This is a genomic window from Pseudomonas sp. NFACC45 (assembly GCF_900113505.1).
Taxonomy (GTDB): domain Bacteria; phylum Pseudomonadota; class Gammaproteobacteria; order Pseudomonadales; family Pseudomonadaceae; genus Aquipseudomonas; species Aquipseudomonas tehranensis.
In genome coordinates, this window is record NZ_FOPO01000010.1 from 74,888 (window position 1) to 93,242 (window position 18,355).

General features: G+C 60.0%; 13 protein-coding genes. 7 read left to right on the plus strand and 6 right to left on the minus strand.

The genetic code is table 11. The annotated features are described in order from the left end of the window. The first annotated feature begins 80 nt into the window (after positions 1–80). From BM132_RS18875 to BM132_RS18885, 3 genes are read left to right on the plus strand one after another with little or no spacing between them, the layout of a single operon-like run. Positions 81–722, plus strand: coding sequence for an FMN-binding negative transcriptional regulator (locus BM132_RS18875; protein WP_092457746.1), 642 nt, complete (start codon positions 81–83; stop codon positions 720–722). Positions 723–724: 2 nt separating this feature from the next. After that, positions 725–1,171, plus strand: coding sequence for a GNAT family N-acetyltransferase (locus tag BM132_RS18880; protein ID WP_092457749.1), 447 nt, complete (start codon positions 725–727; stop codon positions 1,169–1,171). Positions 1,172–1,181: 10 nt separating this feature from the next. Further along, complete coding sequence (locus BM132_RS18885; protein ID WP_092457752.1) at positions 1,182–1,853, plus strand: GNAT family N-acetyltransferase; 672 nt, start codon at positions 1,182–1,184, stop codon at positions 1,851–1,853. A gap of 196 nt (positions 1,854–2,049) precedes the next feature. Here the strand turns inward: BM132_RS18885 and BM132_RS18890 are convergent, their stop codons facing one another. Beyond that, positions 2,050–7,086, minus strand: coding sequence for an OTU domain-containing protein (locus BM132_RS18890; RefSeq protein ID WP_256244281.1), 5,037 nt, complete (start codon positions 7,084–7,086; stop codon positions 2,050–2,052). A gap of 391 nt (positions 7,087–7,477) precedes the next feature. Beyond that, the gene (locus tag BM132_RS18895) at positions 7,478–8,377 is read right to left on the minus strand and encodes a homocysteine S-methyltransferase family protein (protein WP_092457755.1); all 900 of its coding nucleotides are present in this window, start codon (positions 8,375–8,377) and stop codon (positions 7,478–7,480) included. A 113-nt stretch (positions 8,378–8,490) separates the two neighbouring features. Here BM132_RS18895 and BM132_RS18900 point away from each other — a divergent pair, with 113 nt between their 5' ends. From BM132_RS18900 to BM132_RS18910, 3 genes are all read left to right on the plus strand, one after another. Further along, positions 8,491–9,312, plus strand: coding sequence for an ABC transporter substrate-binding protein (locus tag BM132_RS18900; RefSeq protein WP_092457758.1), 822 nt, complete (start codon positions 8,491–8,493; stop codon positions 9,310–9,312). Then, positions 9,309–10,145 (plus strand): amino acid ABC transporter permease, encoded by an 837-nt coding sequence (locus BM132_RS18905; RefSeq protein ID WP_092457761.1) that lies wholly within the window; start codon positions 9,309–9,311, stop codon positions 10,143–10,145. The genes BM132_RS18900 and BM132_RS18905 overlap by 4 nt, the downstream gene beginning before the upstream one ends. Before the next feature lie 528 nt (positions 10,146–10,673). Then, positions 10,674–12,515 (plus strand): autotransporter outer membrane beta-barrel domain-containing protein, encoded by a 1,842-nt coding sequence (locus tag BM132_RS18910; RefSeq protein WP_256244283.1) that lies wholly within the window; start codon positions 10,674–10,676, stop codon positions 12,513–12,515. A 63-nt stretch (positions 12,516–12,578) separates the two neighbouring features. On the opposite strand, the gene oadA is transcribed toward BM132_RS18910, so the two are convergent. Together oadA and BM132_RS18920 are read right to left on the minus strand one after the other, a co-directional pair. Beyond that, positions 12,579–14,387, minus strand: a complete 1,809-nt coding sequence (oadA, locus tag BM132_RS18915) for a sodium-extruding oxaloacetate decarboxylase subunit alpha (RefSeq protein WP_092399519.1) — start codon at positions 14,385–14,387, stop codon at positions 12,579–12,581. A gap of 12 nt (positions 14,388–14,399) precedes the next feature. Beyond that, complete coding sequence (locus BM132_RS18920; RefSeq protein ID WP_092399521.1) at positions 14,400–15,815, minus strand: acetyl-CoA carboxylase biotin carboxylase subunit; 1,416 nt, start codon at positions 15,813–15,815, stop codon at positions 14,400–14,402. A gap of 188 nt (positions 15,816–16,003) precedes the next feature. Between BM132_RS18920 and BM132_RS18925 the strand changes: the two genes are divergently transcribed. After that, on the plus strand, positions 16,004–16,966 hold the full coding sequence (locus BM132_RS18925; RefSeq protein ID WP_092399523.1) for a LysR family transcriptional regulator: 963 nt from the start codon (positions 16,004–16,006) through the stop codon (positions 16,964–16,966). Here the strand turns inward: BM132_RS18925 and BM132_RS18930 are convergent. Continuing rightward, positions 16,908–17,117, minus strand: coding sequence for a PA3496 family putative envelope integrity protein (locus BM132_RS18930; RefSeq protein ID WP_092457767.1), 210 nt, complete (start codon positions 17,115–17,117; stop codon positions 16,908–16,910). The genes BM132_RS18925 and BM132_RS18930 overlap by 59 nt on opposite strands. 231 nt (positions 17,118–17,348) lie before the next feature. After that, on the minus strand, positions 17,349–18,215 hold the full coding sequence (gene hexR, locus BM132_RS18935) for a transcriptional regulator HexR (protein ID WP_003187110.1): 867 nt from the start codon (positions 18,213–18,215) through the stop codon (positions 17,349–17,351). Between the last annotated feature and the right edge of the window lie 140 nt (positions 18,216–18,355).

Consider the following 18,355-nt stretch of genomic DNA (forward strand, 5'->3'; position numbering starts at 1 on the left):
CTATCCAATTGACCATAAGTGGCTCTTACAACAGACCAATAGCCTGCCTAGGATGCTCGCATTCGCCAAGGAAAATCATCATGTACAACCCCAAAGCCTTTGCCGTCGAAGACCTGCCCCAGCTGCACGGCATGATGAATGATTGCCGTCTGGCCGTATTGATCACGCACGGTGAACACGGCTTGCAGGCCAGTCACTTGCCGCTGTTGCTGGACACGCAACAGGGCCCCAATGGCAGCCTTTACGGGCACATGGCCCGGGCCAATCCGCAATGGCGCGACCTGGAAGCCGGCGCCGAAGCCTTGGTGGTCTTCGCCGGGGCCGATGCCTACGTCAGCCCCGGTTTCTACCCCAGCAAGGCCGAACACGGCAAAGTCGTGCCGACCTGGAACTACCTGGCCGTGCATGCCTATGGCACGGCCGAGGTGTTCAGCGACCCCCATCGTTTGCGCAACCTGGTCGGCGCCCTCACCGACCGCCACGAAAGCGGCCGCGCCCAGCCGTGGACAATCGACGACGCGCCAGCCGAGTACATCGACAGCATGCTCAGGGCCATCGTCGGCTTCGTCCTGCCTATCCAGCGCCTGGAAGGCAAGCGCAAGCTCAGCCAGAACCGCAGCCCGGCGGACGTCAGCGGGGTGCGCAATGGTCTCGCCGCCAGCCCCGTCCCCCAAGACCAGATGCTCGCGCGCCTGATGCCTGATCCATTGTCCAAGGAGTGAATATGAGCCAACCCCAGATCCGCCTCGTCACCGCTGACGATCACGCCGCCTGGCTGCCGCTGTGGCAGGCCTACCTGCGCTTCTACAACACCGAACTGCCGCAGACCGTGAGCCAAAGCACCTGGCAACGCCTGCTCGATGATCAAGAGCCGACCCACGGCGCCCTCGCCTGGGACGGCGACACCGCAGTAGGCCTGGTGCATTTCATCTATCACCGTTCGAACTGGAGCATCGAAAACTCCTGCTACCTGCAAGACTTGCTCGTCACGGAGCACAGCCGTGGCAGCGGCGTCGGGCGCCAGCTCATCGAATTCGTCTACACCACCGCCAAGGCCGATGGTTGCTGCAAGGTGCATTGGCTGACCCACGAAACCAACGCAACCGCGATCCAACTCTACGAGCGCATCGCCGAACGCCCAGGCTTCATTCAATTTCGCAAAGCCCTGTAAGGAGCACAGCATGCCGATTTCACCCGCCGACTGGAAAGGCGTCCCAGCGCCGTCTGCGCAGTTGATCGAAGGGCGTTTCATCCGCCTGGAGAAACTCGATCCGGGGCGTCATGCCGATGGCCTGTGGCAAGCCCTCGAAGGGCCCGGAGCGGATCCCAAGCTCTGGGATTATTTGCCCTACGGCCCGTTCAAGGATCGCGACGCTTTCGATGCGTGGCTGGCCAATCATGCAGCCAATACCGATCCGTATTTCTTCAGTGTGATCGACCGCGCCAGCGGCGAGGTGCAGGGAATTCTCAGCTTGATGTCGATCGTGCCAGCACAAGGTCGCATCGAGATCGGCCATGTAACCTTCGGTGCGCCGATGCAGCGCTCGCCGAAAAGCACCGAGGCGGTTTATCTGCTGGCCAGGGAATCTTTCGCCCTGGGTTATCGGCGTCTCGAATGGAAATGCAACAACGCCAACGCTCGCTCCAAATACGCCGCCGAGCGGCTGGGCTTCACCTTTGAAGGGGTGTTCCGCCAACACATGGTGGTCAAGGGACAGAACCGCGACACTGCGTGGTACTCGATGCTGGACTCGGAATGGCCGGCGATCCGGGTGGGATTCGAGCGGTGGCTGAGTGAGGAGAATCAGCGCGAGGGTGGACAGGTGCTTGGGTTGGTGGAGTGTCGCTCATAGGTTGTTTCGCCTGACCGTCAGCTATCGCGAGCAGGCTCGCTCCCACAGGGGTTCTTCAGTGTCCACAGAACCAGCGCTCACCCCAGATTCAGTGTGGGAGCGGGCTTGCTCGCGAAGACGGCGTTACAGTCAACATTATTGCCAACTGACCCACCGCATTCGCGAGCAAGCTTGCTCCCACAGGGGATTCGCGGTGTTACTCGGGTTTAGGCTTCACCTCGCCAATCTTCTTGAGTGAGTCCGGGGTGACGCCGTGCCTTGCATACTGCCAGGCCCAGTCCGGAATGGTCAGATGGCTTTCCACGTACATCGCAAAGTCCAGACGACTATGGCCCAGGCGATTGGTCGGGAAGTCGAAGTTGTAGAGGTACTGCTGGGCCCGACGTTGGCCGATGGAGAGCAAGCGCTGCATGATCTGGTTGGCGCGGAATTCGTCCGGGGCAAGGCTGCTTCTCAGGGCAAGGGCAAGGTGCATCTCGGAATTCAGCGCCCCAGGTCGGGCCAGTGCGAGCCGGATGGTGGCGTCGCTGAAGTGCGGCCCAATCAGGTCGGCCCAAATCTGGCTGGCGTAATCCTTGCGCAGCTTCTGCAAAGAGCCCCAGAGATTCGGAACATCGAATAACGACGCGACCCTGTCGTTGGAGGGAGGCTGCCCCGCAAAGCTGAACAGCTTGGCGACAGCCGGTATGTCGTTGTCCATGATGTTCCCCCAGGCGCCCCCCAGGAACACCAGGAAATCCGCCAACTCGTCTTGATGCGTGACGATATTTTGCAGGTTCCGGTCGTCGAACAACTGCATCCAGTCGACATCGATGCTTTCGGTGCGCTGCAATTCGCTGTAGCGGGTGCTCGCATACTCCGCAAGAAGCTGGAAACGCCTATCGGACAAGGCCGGGTTACGTAGCCACCGGGCCACTTCGCCCACCCGCAACAAACCGCCCAGGTTATGCGCGATGATCGGCGACCTGAACAGAAAATTCGCCCGTCTCAGCAAGACGGGAAAACGCCCGAGAGCGGTCTTGAACAAGTTGACAGTCCTATCGGCCCTGTCCGTGTAAATGAAATGATCGAACAGCTCCGAAGTATCACTGACGGACTTGCCAGAATCGGCCACCAACAGACTCTTGGCATCAGCCAGATCGTCGCTATCGACCAGGTAGGCCCCATCGAGCAAGGCTTCAAGCTGGTCTTCGTCCAGATGACCGTGCAGCGCTTCGTCATACAAGATATAAGCCGAACTGTTATTGGGATGGTGATTGACCAGTTGCCTTGCGGTCACGCCGTACTCCAGCAGGATATGGGCCACGTCAGGGGTCATTAGCAGGAACTTGTCATCAAGCAACTTCTGGATCAGTGCAGGCTCAACGGGCCCCACCAAGAGGTCCTCGAACAGTTGCTGCATGGTTTGTCGCTCTTCCCCGGAATATGGCGCATAAACGCTGGCCGCCAATTTCGCCGGCGGCCGCTGCGACAATATGCGCCCGACTTGCTGGAGGATTTCCGGCGGCAATCTGGAGGCCGGGTTTGCGGTGATCGCCGTTCGCACCGAACTGTTTGCTTGCAGGTCCAGGTAACGCAACGTTGGCTGGAACAGGCGATGCGGGTTGGGTGCGCCATAGACGATCCGCGACAGATCAAGCATTGCCGCCTGGCCCAACAGGTTGTCCAGCGAGGGCGCATTCTCAAAAAGTGCCTGTTGAATCCTGGTCGGTGGCGACGCCACGTATTGCCCGATATGCGGATGCCGGTCGATATAATCAGCCACTTCATTGCGCAAACCCTGCATCGAGAACGTTTGCTGGGCCTGTCCTTCATTAAGCCCACGGGTAACAGCATTGAAGAAACAATCACCGTCGCCAGGGATCGCCACGGTCTCCTCGCCCAGCACCAGGTTGTAATGATGCTGGGTCGTGCGATTGAGGACGACATCGGTGTCGGTCCTGTCTGGATGGCTGCTCAGGGGATAGATGGTTTCGTCTTGCCCAGGCGTAAAGCGCAACGACCAGACATGTTCAGGATCCTGTTCATTGATGATTAGCAGGCTCCGGTTCTGCGGCCAACTTTCCAGACGCGTCATGATCGACGGAATCAGGTCCATCAGCTGATTGTTCCAGGTGCCTGGCGTACGAACCTGCGAGGACAGAGCCGCAGACGACAGGGCCGGTCTCTTGGGTTTTGACGGCCCTGGCTGGGGACTCAGATCCCCCGGCCGTTTACCGCCTCCGCGGCCAAACCCCACGGCGCGCCACTGCCCATCGGACATTCGCGCCACGGTGCTTCTCATCACGCCAGTGGAGCGGATGTCCAATCCCGTTAACGGGTCGACCAGAATGGCCTCGGTCGCGTCCAGCCTCGTGTGGTCATGCACCCGAAACACTGTCCCCTCGGGTTGTCGCACATACACAGGGCGGGACGTCACGCTGCCGGTGGTCGTATTGCTGACAGTCGCGCGATAAAAACCCCGCGCATCCGCTGTCAGCCCGCGTATTACCGATGTATCCGTCACGGCATAACGGCCATAAATCGCCGCGTCCAACGGCAGTCCGGTCAGTGCTTCATCCTGACTCTGCTGAGCCGTCACCGCGCGAAAAAAGGATTGACTCCGAGTGGGTACCCCCACGCCTCGGGTAAGGCGCCAGCCGCCATGGTTGGCCACGGTGTGTACCAGCGCCAGGGTTTTCAGGTTCAGCGGAATAGCCCCGGTCCTGTAGATCAACAAGCCCGTTTTAACGGCGCTCTTGAGCATCTGAAAACCCGGCGCCAGGAACATACCGGCCAGTTCCATGACGATCTCGATCACCATCTGCCCGAGCCTGCCATAAGTTTGATGACGAACATTGCGGTTACTGTTGGAGCGGTGATCGGCATGGGCACTGTGAAAGTTGACGTGTGCCCGGTGGAGAGTCTCAAACAGATCACCGCTGATCAACGAACCGCGAATCAGCGGACGACCGCCCTGTTGACCCAGGGTCCGCTTTATCTGCGCCGGGTCGTTCGTGGAGATACGCGAACGGAAATACGCCTGCCAATCCTCCCGTGGCAACAGCTCGGCAATGCCGTCGCTCAGGTCGGCGAACTCATGGAAATCCTCGCCCTCGGGGCTGTCGGGCAAATAAACGCCCACGGTGCCCTTGATATCGGGCCCTTCCTGGTCGGAAAACACCAGCGCACCATTGATGCTGTTCGCATTGCCCATATGGGCGTGCCGACCGCCGGCGGCCATGCTTCCGCCCAATAACAGACCGTACACATGCACCCTGCGCCCCATGACCGGGGTACGGCCCTCTGTCGACGGTGAGCGCAGGACAGCGTCCAGCCAGAGGACGAGCTTCTTCGTCGATTTCGGTGGGTTGAAGGCCTTATCGACCACCATGGCCTTGAACACGGTGTCGCCCTGGAGCGAGGCCTCATACCCTTTGAATTTCAGATTGGCCAGATACGCTGTCTGCCAAGCCTTTTTGTAGGCAGGTTTATTCATTTCCTCCCTGAGCATGGCTTCATAACTTCCACCGGCATCGATGCTCGTGACCATCCTGGCAAGTTCGCGCCCGCTCATCGTGAGGAAATAACCGTTGGCCGGGTTCCGGATCCGCTCCCCGTCGGGATCGATGATGTAGACACTCAGCACTTCCCTCATGGCATTCGGGTACTGGGACGGTCGCAGGTTATCCAATAGCAACTGGGTCAGGCTGGTGACACGGGACTGCCTCGGGTTGGCCCTTTTTCCATAGAAGAATGTGACCATGGACTGGTCCGGATCGGGATCTATGTCCGGGTGCACGGTGGCCTGCAGGTACTGCCTGATCTTCTGGCGAGTGAACTGCAGCAAGGTCTTGATATCGCTGTCTGCCAGCGTATAGGCGGCTTCCAGCACCCGCAGCTCCAGGCTGCGGTAATGGGCTCTCTGGGAAGCATTCGCCGCTTTGAAGAAGTCGGGGCGATTGTTTTCCACCAGTGCCTCCTGGCGGACAGCCAAAGGCCCGGCAAGGGACAACATCGGAAGCTCAAGCGCGTCGTCGACGCCCAGGGCGAAGGCGGGCAAGGCGAGCGTTTCGTTTGCCGGGGCGTTCAGAAACGCCTCCAACGCCGCGCTTTGCAAACGCAGCAGGTCATCTGCCGCTGTTTCGAAGACGTGCCCGGACAACTCGGTGGAAATATCCCGGATTTTGCGTTCCAGCCCCTCAAAGACAGGGTTTGTCTTTTGCACCAGTTCCTGGAAGGAGCGGAATTTCTGTATCCCCCCTTCCAGCGAATACAGGAACAGAAAAGACTGATCGGCCCGTTTGATGACCATGGCTGCCGGCCACTTGCGTGGCGTCGCGGCCCCCATGTCGAGCATGACGGCATAGGCATGGGGAATGGGTGCCCGCAACAGGCGGTTCCTGTCCGACATGCGGGGATGGGTTGTGATGATGTCCAACAGGCGGTCTTCGTCGTTGCGCAGGTTCCGCTCATCCTGGGTCAGTGCAATGGCCGGATCCCGATCCGCCTTGTACAGATCGAACAGATACAGGAAGCGCCGACCCAGAAAATACGCCAGCGCCGTTTCTGCCGTGGATGGGCTGGGCATATCGAGCGCGCGCGCTACGCTTTTGTTCGTGCCAAACGCGACAAGGTCATCGAGGAACTGGCGCTTGAGGCTTTCGTTGGCAATGGGTGGGGCGATATAGAAGACCGACTCCATGGTCGCTGCGGTCTTGCGGTCCAACGGGCTGACAAACAGGCTGTCAGCTTCTTCCACCGCATCCGGGCGGGTAAAGAATCCCACACTGCCGACGGTGTAGGTGGGCGGCGTATCCGTTGCCAGGCAGCCCAGCATGACGTCGGTGAAACGCTGGGAGGAGGTCAACGAACGCTTGCCCATCGAGTCGACGGCAAAATGATTCACATAGCAGTGATCCGGTTCCATGTGCTCGAGCACCCAGGCATGGAGTCTCCCTTGGGCGATACTGGCCTTGATCCGGCCCACCAGCAGGCTTTTGAGCACTGTGTCGAACGTTGGAAGCGCGGCGAACAACCGGGCCAGTTGCACCTGATTGGCATCCAGAAACCCCAGTTGGCGCAGTTGCTCCTTTTCACGGACGCCGAGCAGATTACCCTCGGCATCCACCTCGGTGATGACGGGTTGTCCGATGCCCTGGTAACCGGGCGCGATGCCGGCTCGCAATTGCTGCAGGACATCTTGCGAGAGCGCTTTACCGTTGGCCCGCAGTGACGAAAAGTCCAGAGACATCTGACTTCGGTGGGGATAAACCCAGCCCTCTCGCGGGGACAAGACGGAGGAGGAAGCCCGGCTTTGATGGGCCCTCAGAAAGCCTTGTGTGACGGCGTCCCGCAACGGAACCGATGCGGTTTTGCGTTCGGCGGCCGAATCGACAGTCTCGACCTCCTGATAAGTGACCTGAACCTGCGCGTCGCCGGTAAGGCCCCATTGACCGAGCCATTGATCGGCGAATTTATGCGGCTGAAATCGAATACCGTTGGGTAACAGGCTGATGGGTTTCAAGGATAGGTCCCGGTTGTAGTTAAGGAACCAGGAACCTATCGCCTCGTCCGACCCGCGATGACATACATATGTATTGTGGCGGCGGGGAAATGTAAGCCGCCATGTCTGCTTGAAGGGATCAGACCAACTTTTGCGCCAACACCGCGATGTGCTCCGGCCCGATGCCGCAGCAACCGCCCAGGTGACTGGCGCCGCGCTTCTGCCAATCGGCCGCCCACTGCAGATAACCGGGCGGATCAAGGTCGTCGCGCAGCGGGTCCAACCCGTCGTTGGCCGTCGCTTCCTTCGGTTGAGGAGGAAAGGCGTTGGCGTAGGCTCCAATGTGGATCTTCACTCCCAGGCGCTCGAAGGTGTCCCGCGCGGCATCGATTGCCGCGCCGATCACTTCTGGTTGGCTGCAATTGAACAGCAGCGTCTCGACGCCGAGCTCGGCGGCCACTGCCGCCGCGTCCACCACCGGCTCACCGGAACGCAGGCGCGGCACTTCATCGGTGTCTTCGTCTTTCAGGGTGAATGACAGCCAGAACGGCTTGCCGTCCTTCGGCAGCCCGGTGTGGATCGCCCGCGCTTCGACCGTCGAGCTTTGGGTTTCGGCCAGCCACAGGTCAACATGAGGCGCCAGGCCTGTCACCAGCGGCGCCAGCAATTCATTGGCACGGGAAGCATCGAACAAATCGGGTCGATAGGAACCGAACAACGGCGGCAGCGACCCGGCAATCCGTACCGATTTGCCTGAGGCCTGTACCGCTCGCTGCGCCAACTCCCCCGCCAGCGCCGCCAATGCCTGGCCCTCTGCTGCGAAGCGCTCCTCTCCGATGTGAAACGGCACCACGGCGTAGCTGTTGCTGGTAATTACATTGGCGCCGCTAGCGATATAGGCCGCGTGCACCGCTTCTACCGCCTGGGGTGCTTCGCTCAAGGCCAGCGCCGACCATTCGGGCTGCCGAAACGGCGCGCCCCGGCGTTGCAATTCGCGGCCCATGCCGCCATCGAGGATGACTATCGTTGCTGCGCCCATATGCGATTCACTCATAAGCTTATGAAAATAACTCACTACCGGAGTTGTTCTTATAACTATTTAATACGCACCCATCGCTCAACCACAACTTATTTTTCAGCCAGGGATCTCTCGTGAAATTTCAACCGCTGCTGGCCCTCGGCCTGACTCTATTGGCCGTTTCGTCGCAAGCGCTCGCTGGCGCCACGCTGGATCGCATCGAGCAGAAAAAAGAACTGGTCGGCGTGCTGATGGAAAGTTATCCGCCCTTCTCATTCCTCAATGATCAGAACCAGCTCGACGGTTTTGACGTGGATGTCGCCAAAGCGGTCGCTGAAAAACTGGGTGTGAAGCTGCGCCTGGAAACCCCCTCCTGGGACGTGATCGCCGCCGGGCGCTGGAGTGGGCGCTATGACATCTGCATCTGCTCCATGACGCCAAGTAAAGCCCGCGCCGAGGTGTTCGACTTCCCGGTTCAGTATTACGCCTCGCCCGCGGTGATCGTGGTCAACGCCAAGGACGACAGCATCCATGGCGCCAAGGACCTGAGCGGTAAGAAAGTCGGCCTCACCAGCGCCTCCAGCTACGAGAGTTACCTGAACAAGAACCTGGTGATCGAAGGCGCCGAGGACACTCAACTGAGCTACCCCTTCGAAAACGTGCAGATCGCCCCGTACGACACCGACAACGTGGCTTTCCAGGATCTGGGCCTAGGTGCCGGCGTGCGGCTGGACGCGGTGCTGACCAACCTGGTGACCGCCCAGCCGCGGCTGACCGAAGACAAGCGTTTCAAGCTGGCGGGCGAGCCGCTCTATTCCGAACCGAACTCAGTGGCCATCGAAAAAGGCGACGTTGAGTGGAACAGCAAGGTACGTGAGGTTTTCGCCCAGTTGAAACAGGACGGCACCTTGAGCAAGCTTTCGCAAAAATGGATCGGCGCCGACATCAGCCAATGACTTCCTTTCCATCCCCTTCTCGGCCACCGCAACCGGTGGCCGAGTCGCGCCTGAAAAAGATCTTCGGTTTTCGCACACGGTTGTACCTGACCTGGGCGGCCATGCTGGTGTTGTTCGCGAGTTTTTTCCTGAGCTTCGACCTGAAATTCACCATCATCCTGGACAAACTGCCGAACCTGCTGGGCGTGCACTTGGCACCCAACGGCTTTCTGCAGGGCGCGGCGCTGACGCTGTTTCTCTGCCTGTGCTCGATCGTCGCTTCGTCCTTGCTGGGCTTCATCACCGCCCTGGCGCGGCTGTCCAGCAGCGCGGTGGCGTTCGGCATTGCCAGTTTCTACGCGTCGTTCTTTCGCGGCACACCGCTGCTGATCCAGATCCTGCTGATCTACCTGGGCCTGCCACAACTGGGACTGGTCCCGGGCGCGATTGCCGCCGGGATCATCGCCCTGTCGCTGAACTACGGCGCCTACCTGAGCGAAATCTTCCGCGCCGGGATCCTTGGCGTCCCCCACGGCCAGCGCGAAGCCTCCCTTGCGCTGGGCATGGGCGAAACCGTGATCTTCTGGCGCGTCACCCTGCCCCAGGCCATGCGCACCATCATTCCACCGACCACCAACCAATTCATCTCCATGCTCAAGGACTCGTCCCTGATCTCGGTGATGGGTGTTTGGGAAGTGATGTTCCTGGCCCAATCCTATGGTCGCTCCAGCTACCGCTACATCGAAATGCTCACCACGGCGGCGATCATTTACTGGTTGATGTCCATCGCGTTGGAGCTGATCCAGACGCGGATGGAACGGCATTATGGGAAGGCGTATCTCAAGCGCAGCTGACAGAACGGTTCCGAGGATCTTGTAGGGCATCGCTTCAGGCCATGGAAGCCAACGCGACGATGTCTGGATCGCAACTCGACCAGCCTACAGATTTCATCTGCTGTGTCTTGCCCAAGGCGAGGCGGTAGCTGGCATCGTGATCAAGGGTGGAATTTTTAAAGTGCGGACTCCTTTCAAACGAGACCGCACTCGATGTCTATCCAACCTTTACACCCACCCCAACACCTTGCCCTGGCAGTTGCCTTGGTCCTCGGTTGCGCTGATGTTTCGAGGGCCCAGCCACCCGCCGATATCCTCACGACCGCCGAGCAACAAGAGCACCTCAGAGCCTTCGCCGAAGCTAGGGACACCAAGCGGCAGAATGCCATCTCCCCCCGTAAAGGCGACGCGAGATGGACTGGCAAAAATGACTTGGTCATCATCAGCGCAAACGCAAAATTCCCCGGGATCATTGATGGCGGCGGTGGAAAAAACGTCCTGCAACTAGACGCCGCCAAGCATCCGATATTGGCTGAAACCCGAAATTTCATGGCATTGCAGGTTACGCAAGGCGAATGGCAACACACCGGGAGTTTCACAGGCTGGGGAGTGATCGAGCCAGACACCACGTTGCTCAATACTGGCCAAATCGGGGGGCAGGTAGGGGTTCTCGGCAAGCTGGATAACCAGGGCATGGTCGCCAATCACGTGACTGTCGAGCCAGGTGCCAGCATGACGAACTCCGGCGTGGTCAATGGGCAGATTTACGTACACGAGAAGGCCCGCTTCAGCGGCAATGGCACTGTGGATTTCTTGAGTATCGCGGGCCAGTTGGAAGTCGGCCCCGAAACAGGCGCACCCTCCGTTACTAAGGATTTGTCGTTGGCAGAGACTGCCGAACTGATCTACGGGGTTAATGCAGAGGGCGGTAGCTCCACGATCAACGTTGAAGGCACCGCGCTCCTGAACAACGCGACGCTGACCGTCGCCGGCGTGCCGGGCGAATACATTGAGACGCGTGAGCACACGGTCATCCGCGCGGGGAAGATTGAAGGAGCGTTCGGCACGGTCTCCAGTAAGCTGGCATTCATGACGGCGACGCTGACTCCCACCGATACGCAAGTCAACCTGACTTACGCCCGCAACGATGTGCCAATCGAGGAAGCAGCAAGTTCCGAAAACGGGCGAGAATTTGCGGCCCATATCGAAGAGCGGCAACCGGTCAAACCACCAGCGCCCGCCCCCATGGATGTGCCCACCGTTACACAGGCAGCTGGAGCCCGACCAGGGATCGAAGCCCCAGCAATCAAACCCGCCGAGCCACCAAAAATCACCAGCGCCGCCCCCAAACCCACCGGCCAATTGCAAACTACCCAGCCAGTCGCAAAACCCAACGCTGCCATCAACGCCTTGCTCGGCAGCGATATGCTGACCGCCGCCAGCGCCATCGACCAACTGAGTGGCTATAACACTGCGGATCTGGGCAACGCCACCTTGAGCAGCATGGCGCCGATCAGCAGCGCAATGCTCTCGGCCATGGGCCAGAAAAACCCGGGGAGCGTGCATGCTGACGGTCAAGTCTGGGTCCAGGCCATCGGTAACAGCGGCAGTATCGGCAAACAGTTGGGCAGCTATGCGCTGAAACACTCGACCAGCGGTGTGATGCTGGGAACCGACTGGGCCATCAGCCCGGATTGGCGCCTGGGCGTGATCGGCAGCAAGACGCAAACCCGGCTGGACAGCCAGCAGTTCGATGGTCGGCTCGACAGTTGGCACCTGGGCGCCTATGCCTTGCGCCAGGACGGGCCATGGGCCCTGCGCGTGGGCGCCGTTTACGCCAATCATGACGGCAGCACCAAGCGCCATGTGGTCTTCAACGGTTTCAGGGATCGCCTCAAAGGTCGCTACGATGCCCATACGCAGCAGGTCTTTGGCCAGCTCGGTTACAACCTGAACATCGGTCATTTCGATGTCGAGCCTTACATCGACCTTGGCTACCAACGCTACCGACGCGATCGCTATTCAGAGAAAGGTGGCGACGCGGCGTTGCAGTTCAACGGCCAGACCCAGGACTATTTCCACAGCAATCTGGGCCTGCACCTCGCCCGGTCCTTCTCTCTTGACCAAGGCATGCGACTGACGCCGCGCTTGAGCCTCGGTTGGAAACATCTCTACGGCGAGACCCGAGGCACTTCCCGCCAGGGCCTGGCCGGCGCAGGCAAGTCATATACCGTCGAAGGCGACGAACTGGACCGTGACAGTCTGCTTTTCGAAACAGGGCTGGACCTGGCCGTTTCGCCTCGGCATACCCTGGGGGTGAGTTACAAGGGTGAAACCGGTCAGGACAACCGCAACGGGGCGCTGACGGGCCAATGGCGAATGATGTTCTGACAAGCAAAAAAAAGGGGAGCACATGCCCCCCCGAGGTTAAACGGTTGTATCGAAGCTGTTAGCTCAGCCTTCGATCTCGATCAGGATCTCGCCCGGATTGACTCGGTCGCCCTTGGCGACATGAATGGCGGAGACCTTGCCGGCGATGGCCGCCTGTACTTCGGTCTCCATTTTCATGGCTTCGGTGATCAGCACCGCTTGGCCGGCCTTCACCACATCGCCCTCCTTGACCAGCACATCGACGATGTTGCCTGGCATGGTGGTGCTGACATGGCCCGGCGCAGTGGCTTGTTTGCGCTTGCTGCTGCCGCCGCTGACAAACTCATTGAGCGGCTCGAACACGACCTCTTCGGGCATGCCGTCGATGGACAGGTAGAAGTGACGCTTGCCTTCAGCCTTGACGCCCACTCCGGTGATGTCGACGCGGTAGGTTTCGCCGTGAACGTCGATGACGAACTCGGTCGGCACGCCTTCCCCGCCCGCCGAGCTCACACTGCCGGCCTCAGGAATTGGCAACAGCACTTCCGGGGTCAGGGTGCCGGCTTCGCGTTCTTCGAGGAACTTGCGCCCGATGTCCGGGAACATGGCGTAAGTCAGTACGTCTTCTTCGGATTTGGCCAGTGCGCCGATTTCGCCACGCAGCTTGGTCATTTCCGGCTTGAGCAGGTCGGCCGGACGCACATCGATCACGTCTTCGCTGCCGATGGCCTGGCGGCGCAGCTTCTCATTCACCGAACCCGGAGCCTTGCCGTAGCCACCCTGCAAATAGAGCTTCACTTCGTTGGTGATGGTCTTGTAGCGCTCACCGGCCAGCACGTTGAAAAACGCCTGGGTGCCGACGATCTGCGAGGTCGGGGTCACCAGGGGCGGGAAGCCAAGGTCTTCGCGCACTCGCGGGATCTCTGCCAGCACCTCGTTCATGCGGTTCAACGCGCCCTGCTCTTTGAGCTGGTTGGCCAGGTTGGAAATCATCCCGCCCGGTACCTGATTGACTTGGACGCGGGTGTCCACCGCCGTGAACTCGCTTTCGAACTGGTGGTATTTTTTGCGCACCGCATAGAAATACAGGCCGATTTCCTGCAGCAATTCCAGGTTCAGGCCGGTGTCGAACTCGCTGCCCTTAAGGGCCGCGACCATCGACTCGGTGCCTGGATGGCTGGTGCCCCAGGCGAAGCTGGAGATCGCGGTGTCGATGTGATCGGCGCCGTTTTCGATCGCCTTGAGCTGGCACATCGCGGCCAGGCCAGCGGTGTCATGGGAATGGATGAATACCGGCAACGACTGCTCGGTCTTCAATGCCTTCACCAGCTCACCAGTGGCGTACGGGGTCAGCAAACCGGCCATGTCCTTGATCGCCACCGAGTCGCAACCCATGGCTTCCATTTGCTTGGCCTGGGCGACGAACGCCTCAATGGTGTGCACCGGGCTAGTGGTATAGGCGATGGTGCCCTGGGCGTGCTTGCCAGAGGCCTTCACCGCCTCGATGGCGACCCGCAGGTTACGCACGTCGTTCATCGCATCGAAAATACGGAACACATCGATGCCGTTGACCGCAGCCTTGGCGACGAACGCCTTGACCACGTCATCGCTGTAATGGCGATAGCCCAGCAAATTCTGGCCGCGCAACAGCATTTGCAAACGAGTGTTGGGCAGCGCCGCGCGCAGTTGGCGCAAGCGCTCCCACGGGTCTTCCTTCAGGAAACGCACGCAAGCGTCGAATGTTGCGCCGCCCCAGACTTCCAGCGACCAATAGCCGACTTTGTCGAGCTTGTCGCAGATCGGCAGCATGTCTTCGGTGCGCATGCGCGTAGCAAGCAGCGATTGGTGGGCGTCGCGCAGGATTGTGTCGGTAACAAAGATCTTCTTGGACATGGTCATACTTCCTTACAGGCCTGCGTGGGCGGCAATGGCGGCGGCGATGGCCAAGGCCAGCTCTTCGGGTTTGCGCTTGATCGAGTAGTTGGTCAGCTCAGGATGGCTTTCAACGAAGCTGGTATTGAACTGGCCACTACGGAATTCCGGATTGCGCAGGATTTCCTGGTAATACGCCGCGGTGGTCTTGACCCCCTGCAGGCGCATGTCGTCCAAGGCCCGCAGGCCACGGTCCATGGCTTCTTCCCAGGTCAGCGCCCAGACCACCAGCTTCAGGCACATCGAATCGTAGAAAGGCGGAATGGTGTAGCCGGTATAGATCGCTGTATCGGTGCGCACGCCCGGGCCGCCGGGGGCGTAGTAGCGGGTGATCTTGCCGAAACTGGGCAGGAAGTTGTTTTTCGGGTCTTCGGCGTTGATCCGGAACTGCAGCGCGAAGCCACGGTGATGAATGTCTTCCTGCTTGACCGACAACGGAAGCCCGGAGGCGATGCGGATCTGTTCGCGAACAATGTCGATGCCGGTGATTTCTTCGGTGATGGTGTGTTCCACCTGCACCCGGGTGTTCATCTCCATGAAGTACACCTCGCCCTCGGCGAGCAGGAACTCCACGGTGCCGGCATTTTCGTAGCCCACGGCCTTGGCGGCGCGCACCGACAGGTCACCAATGTAGGCGCGCTGCTCAGGCGTCAGTTGCGGGCTGGGGGCGATCTCGATCAGTTTCTGGTTGCGGCGCTGGATCGAGCAATCACGCTCGAACAGATGCACCACGTTGCCAAAGCTGTCACCCAGGATCTGCGCTTCGATGTGCTTGGGATTAACGATGCATTTTTCCAGGAACACTTCCGCCGAACCGAAGGCCTTGGTCGCTTCGGAAATGACCCGAGGGAAAGCCTGTTCGAGTTCTTCGCGGCTGTTGCAGCGACGGATACCCCGACCGCCACCGCCGGACGTAGCCTTGAGCATTACCGGGTAACCAATGCGGTCGCCTTCGGTCAGGGCCTCTTCGATGCCCGCTACGTTGCCTTCGGTGCCCGGCGTGACCGGTACGCCGGCCTTGATCATGCTGCGACGCGCTTCGGTCTTGTCGCCCATGCGGCGAATGACTTCAGCCGACGGGCCGATGAATTTGATCCCGCGCTCGGCGCAGATGTCCGCCAGCTCGGCGTTTTCCGAGAGAAAGCCGTAACCGGGGTGCAACGCATCGCAACCGGTTTCCACGGCCAGGTTCACCAGTTTGCGCGGGTTGAGATAGCCGGCCAGCGGATCGGCGCCGATGCTGTGGGCCTCGTCCGCACGTTTGACATGCAACGCATGGCGGTCCGCGTCGGAATAGACCGCGACCGAGCGAATGCCCATCTCGGCGCAAGCGCGCACGATGCGGACGGCAATCTCACCACGGTTGGCGATCAGGATCTTTGTTATCAATTGGAGGTTCCCTTGAGCCGGTGGTACCACGACCTGGAGCTTCAGGTCGACGCGTGACCAGATGTAACAATCGGTCGCAGCACCACACTAGTCCTGGCTGTTGATTAACAAAAATGAATATTTATTGGGTCGTGCATAAGCAAAGACTTATAGTTGATTCATCCGCCCCGGCGCAGAGCCTATAGAAAATGCGTAAGTCATTGATGCGTATGACATTGCGTCAACTGCAGATTTTCAACGAGGTGTGCGACCTGAGGTCCTACAGCCGCGCAGCCGACGAAATGTCTCTCACACAACCGGCCGTTAGCCTACAGATTCGATCACTTGAGGAGCTGATCGGCCAGCCGCTGTTCGAGTACGTTGGCAAAAAACTCTACATGACCGAAGCCGCCGAAGCCCTTCAACGCGCCAGCCGGGACATCTTCGGGCGCCTGGAAAACCTCGACATGCAGCTGTCGGACATGCAGGGCTCGCTGCAAGGCCAACTGAAGCTGGCGGTGGAATCCAGTGCCAAGTACTTCGTGCCGCACCTGTTCGCCGCTTTCAAGCGCCAGCACCCGGAGGTCAACCTCAACCTCACGGTGGTCAACCGCGGCCAAGTGATCCGCAGGCTCTCGGACAACCGGGACGATCTGGTGATCATGTCCATGGTGCCTCAGGACATGGGCCTGGAATTCCTGCCATTTCTCAACAACCCAATCGTCGCTGTGGCGCCCCCCGACCATCCGCTGTGCCACATGGGCCCGTTGCGCCTGCAAGACCTTGAGCCTTACACGCTGTTGTTGCGCGAGCCGGGGTCAGGCACGCGGTTGGCCTGCGAGGAATATTTCAAGGAGAAACGGGTGCATTTCACCCAGACACTGGAAGTGGCGTCGGCGGAGGCCCAACGCGAATGCGTACTGGCGGGGCTGGGCGTGGCGCTGCTGACGCGCCACGCCGTAAGCCGGGAGCTGGTGTCCGGCGCACTCATCGAGTTGCCGGTGGAGGAATTGCCGCTTTACCGCAGCTGGTGCCTGGTGCAGGCCAGGGCTAAGCGCCTGTCACCGGTGGCTCACGCCTTCCTGGCGTTCGTTCGCGGCGAGCGCGCCCAGATCATTGGCCTGGTTGGTCGTTTCGACGGGAAACCGCCGGTGTTGCCTGCCAATAGTTGAATTCTACAGCGTCCGGAAACTCGCTGATTTCGGCCAGCAGCTGGCGCTGCTCACAGCGGTCTTCGATGGCACGACGGAACGCCATGCGGCGCTGGTCTTCCTGCTGACGACGGGTTTTGACGGCGCTGCGTTCTTCGTAGGACTGGGTCATGTCGAGACTCCCAAGACGTATACGGGAGCTTTACGATGAAGGCGCGGGATGACGGTTTGGCGGCGCGAGCGTTACAGAACGATGAATTCGGGCAAATGCCGTTTTGTGGCGAGGGGATTTATCCCCGATCGGTTGCGCAGCAACCGCAAAAAACGGGGCCGCTGCGCGCCCCAGCGGGGATAAATCCCCTCGCCACAAAAGCCTCCTCGACAAAGAATCGGAGAGACCCAATTAGTCATCCAGCGCCTTCACCGACTTGGGCGACAGCCGCAGGCTGCGAAGGCTGCGCTTCACGCTCTTGAGATGGTTGACCAGGCTCGGGCCGCGCGCCATGGCGACACCCATCGCCAATACGTCGATCACCACCAGGTGGGCAATGCGCGAGGTCAACGGCGTGTAGATCTCGGTGTCTTCATGCACGTCGATGGCCAGGTTCACCGTCGAGAGCTCGGCCAGTGGCGTCTGGCTCGGGCACAAAGTGATCAGCGAGGCGCCGCTTTCGCGCACCAGGTTGGCAGTGATCAACAAGTCTTTGGAGCGCCCCGACTGGGAAATGCAGATCGCCACATCGGTGGGTTTCAACGTGACCGCCGACATCGCCTGCATGTGCGGGTCGGAATAAGCCGCTGCCGTCAGCAGTAGCCGGAAGAACTTGTGCTGGGCATCGGCCGCCACCGCACCCGAAGCACCGAAACCATAAAACTCGACACGCTGGGCCTGGGACATGGCCGTGACGGCTTTTTGCAACGCCACCGGGTCAAGCTTCTCGCGAACCTCCATCAGCGTATGCAGGGTCGTGTCGAAGATTTTCAGGCTGTAGTCCGCGACCGAGTCGTCCTCATGGATCGCAAACTGGCCGAAGCTCGCACCCGCGGCCAGGCTTTGCGCCAGCTTGAGTTTCAGGTCCTGAAAACCCGAACAACCGATGGCTCGGCAGAAACGCACAATGGTCGGTTCGCTGATGCCGACGCTATGGGCAAGATCAGCCATGGAGCTGTGCATCACGGCCGCAGGATCAAGCAATACGTGATCGGCGACTTTCAGCTCCGACTTGCGCAGCAGATGGCGTGACTGGGCGATGTGTTGCAACAGGTTCAAGGGACTGGACTCTTGTTATTGGCAGAAGCCGGGATGTAGCAAGCTTGTAGTTATACTACAAGAATCGGCTTTTTGCCCGCCCAATCCGTAACTCAATCTCCCGGTTTCATGCCGCATGCGCGCCATGTAGCAGCGGCGGG

What these genes read in the sequence shown, in the direction of transcription:
- BM132_RS18875 (WP_092457746.1), top strand. Translation starts at nt 81, where the DNA reads ATGTACAACCCCAAAGCCTTTGCCGTCGAAGACCTGCCCCAGCTGCAC.
- BM132_RS18880 (WP_092457749.1), top strand. Translation starts at nt 725, where the DNA reads ATGAGCCAACCCCAGATCCGCCTCGTCACCGCTGACGATCACGCCGCC.
- BM132_RS18885 (WP_092457752.1), top strand. Translation starts at nt 1,182, where the DNA reads ATGCCGATTTCACCCGCCGACTGGAAAGGCGTCCCAGCGCCGTCTGCG.
- BM132_RS18890 (WP_256244281.1), bottom strand. Translation starts at nt 7,086, where the DNA reads ATGTCTCTGGACTTTTCGTCACTGCGGGCCAACGGTAAAGCGCTCTCG.
- BM132_RS18895 (WP_092457755.1), bottom strand. Translation starts at nt 8,377, where the DNA reads ATGGGCGCAGCAACGATAGTCATCCTCGATGGCGGCATGGGCCGCGAA.
- BM132_RS18905 (WP_092457761.1), top strand. Translation starts at nt 9,309, where the DNA reads ATGACTTCCTTTCCATCCCCTTCTCGGCCACCGCAACCGGTGGCCGAG.
- BM132_RS18910 (WP_256244283.1), top strand. Translation starts at nt 10,674, where the DNA reads ATGGCATTGCAGGTTACGCAAGGCGAATGGCAACACACCGGGAGTTTC.
- oadA (WP_092399519.1), bottom strand. Translation starts at nt 14,387, where the DNA reads ATGTCCAAGAAGATCTTTGTTACCGACACAATCCTGCGCGACGCCCAC.
- BM132_RS18925 (WP_092399523.1), top strand. Translation starts at nt 16,004, where the DNA reads ATGCGTAAGTCATTGATGCGTATGACATTGCGTCAACTGCAGATTTTC.
- BM132_RS18930 (WP_092457767.1), bottom strand. Translation starts at nt 17,117, where the DNA reads ATGACCCAGTCCTACGAAGAACGCAGCGCCGTCAAAACCCGTCGTCAG.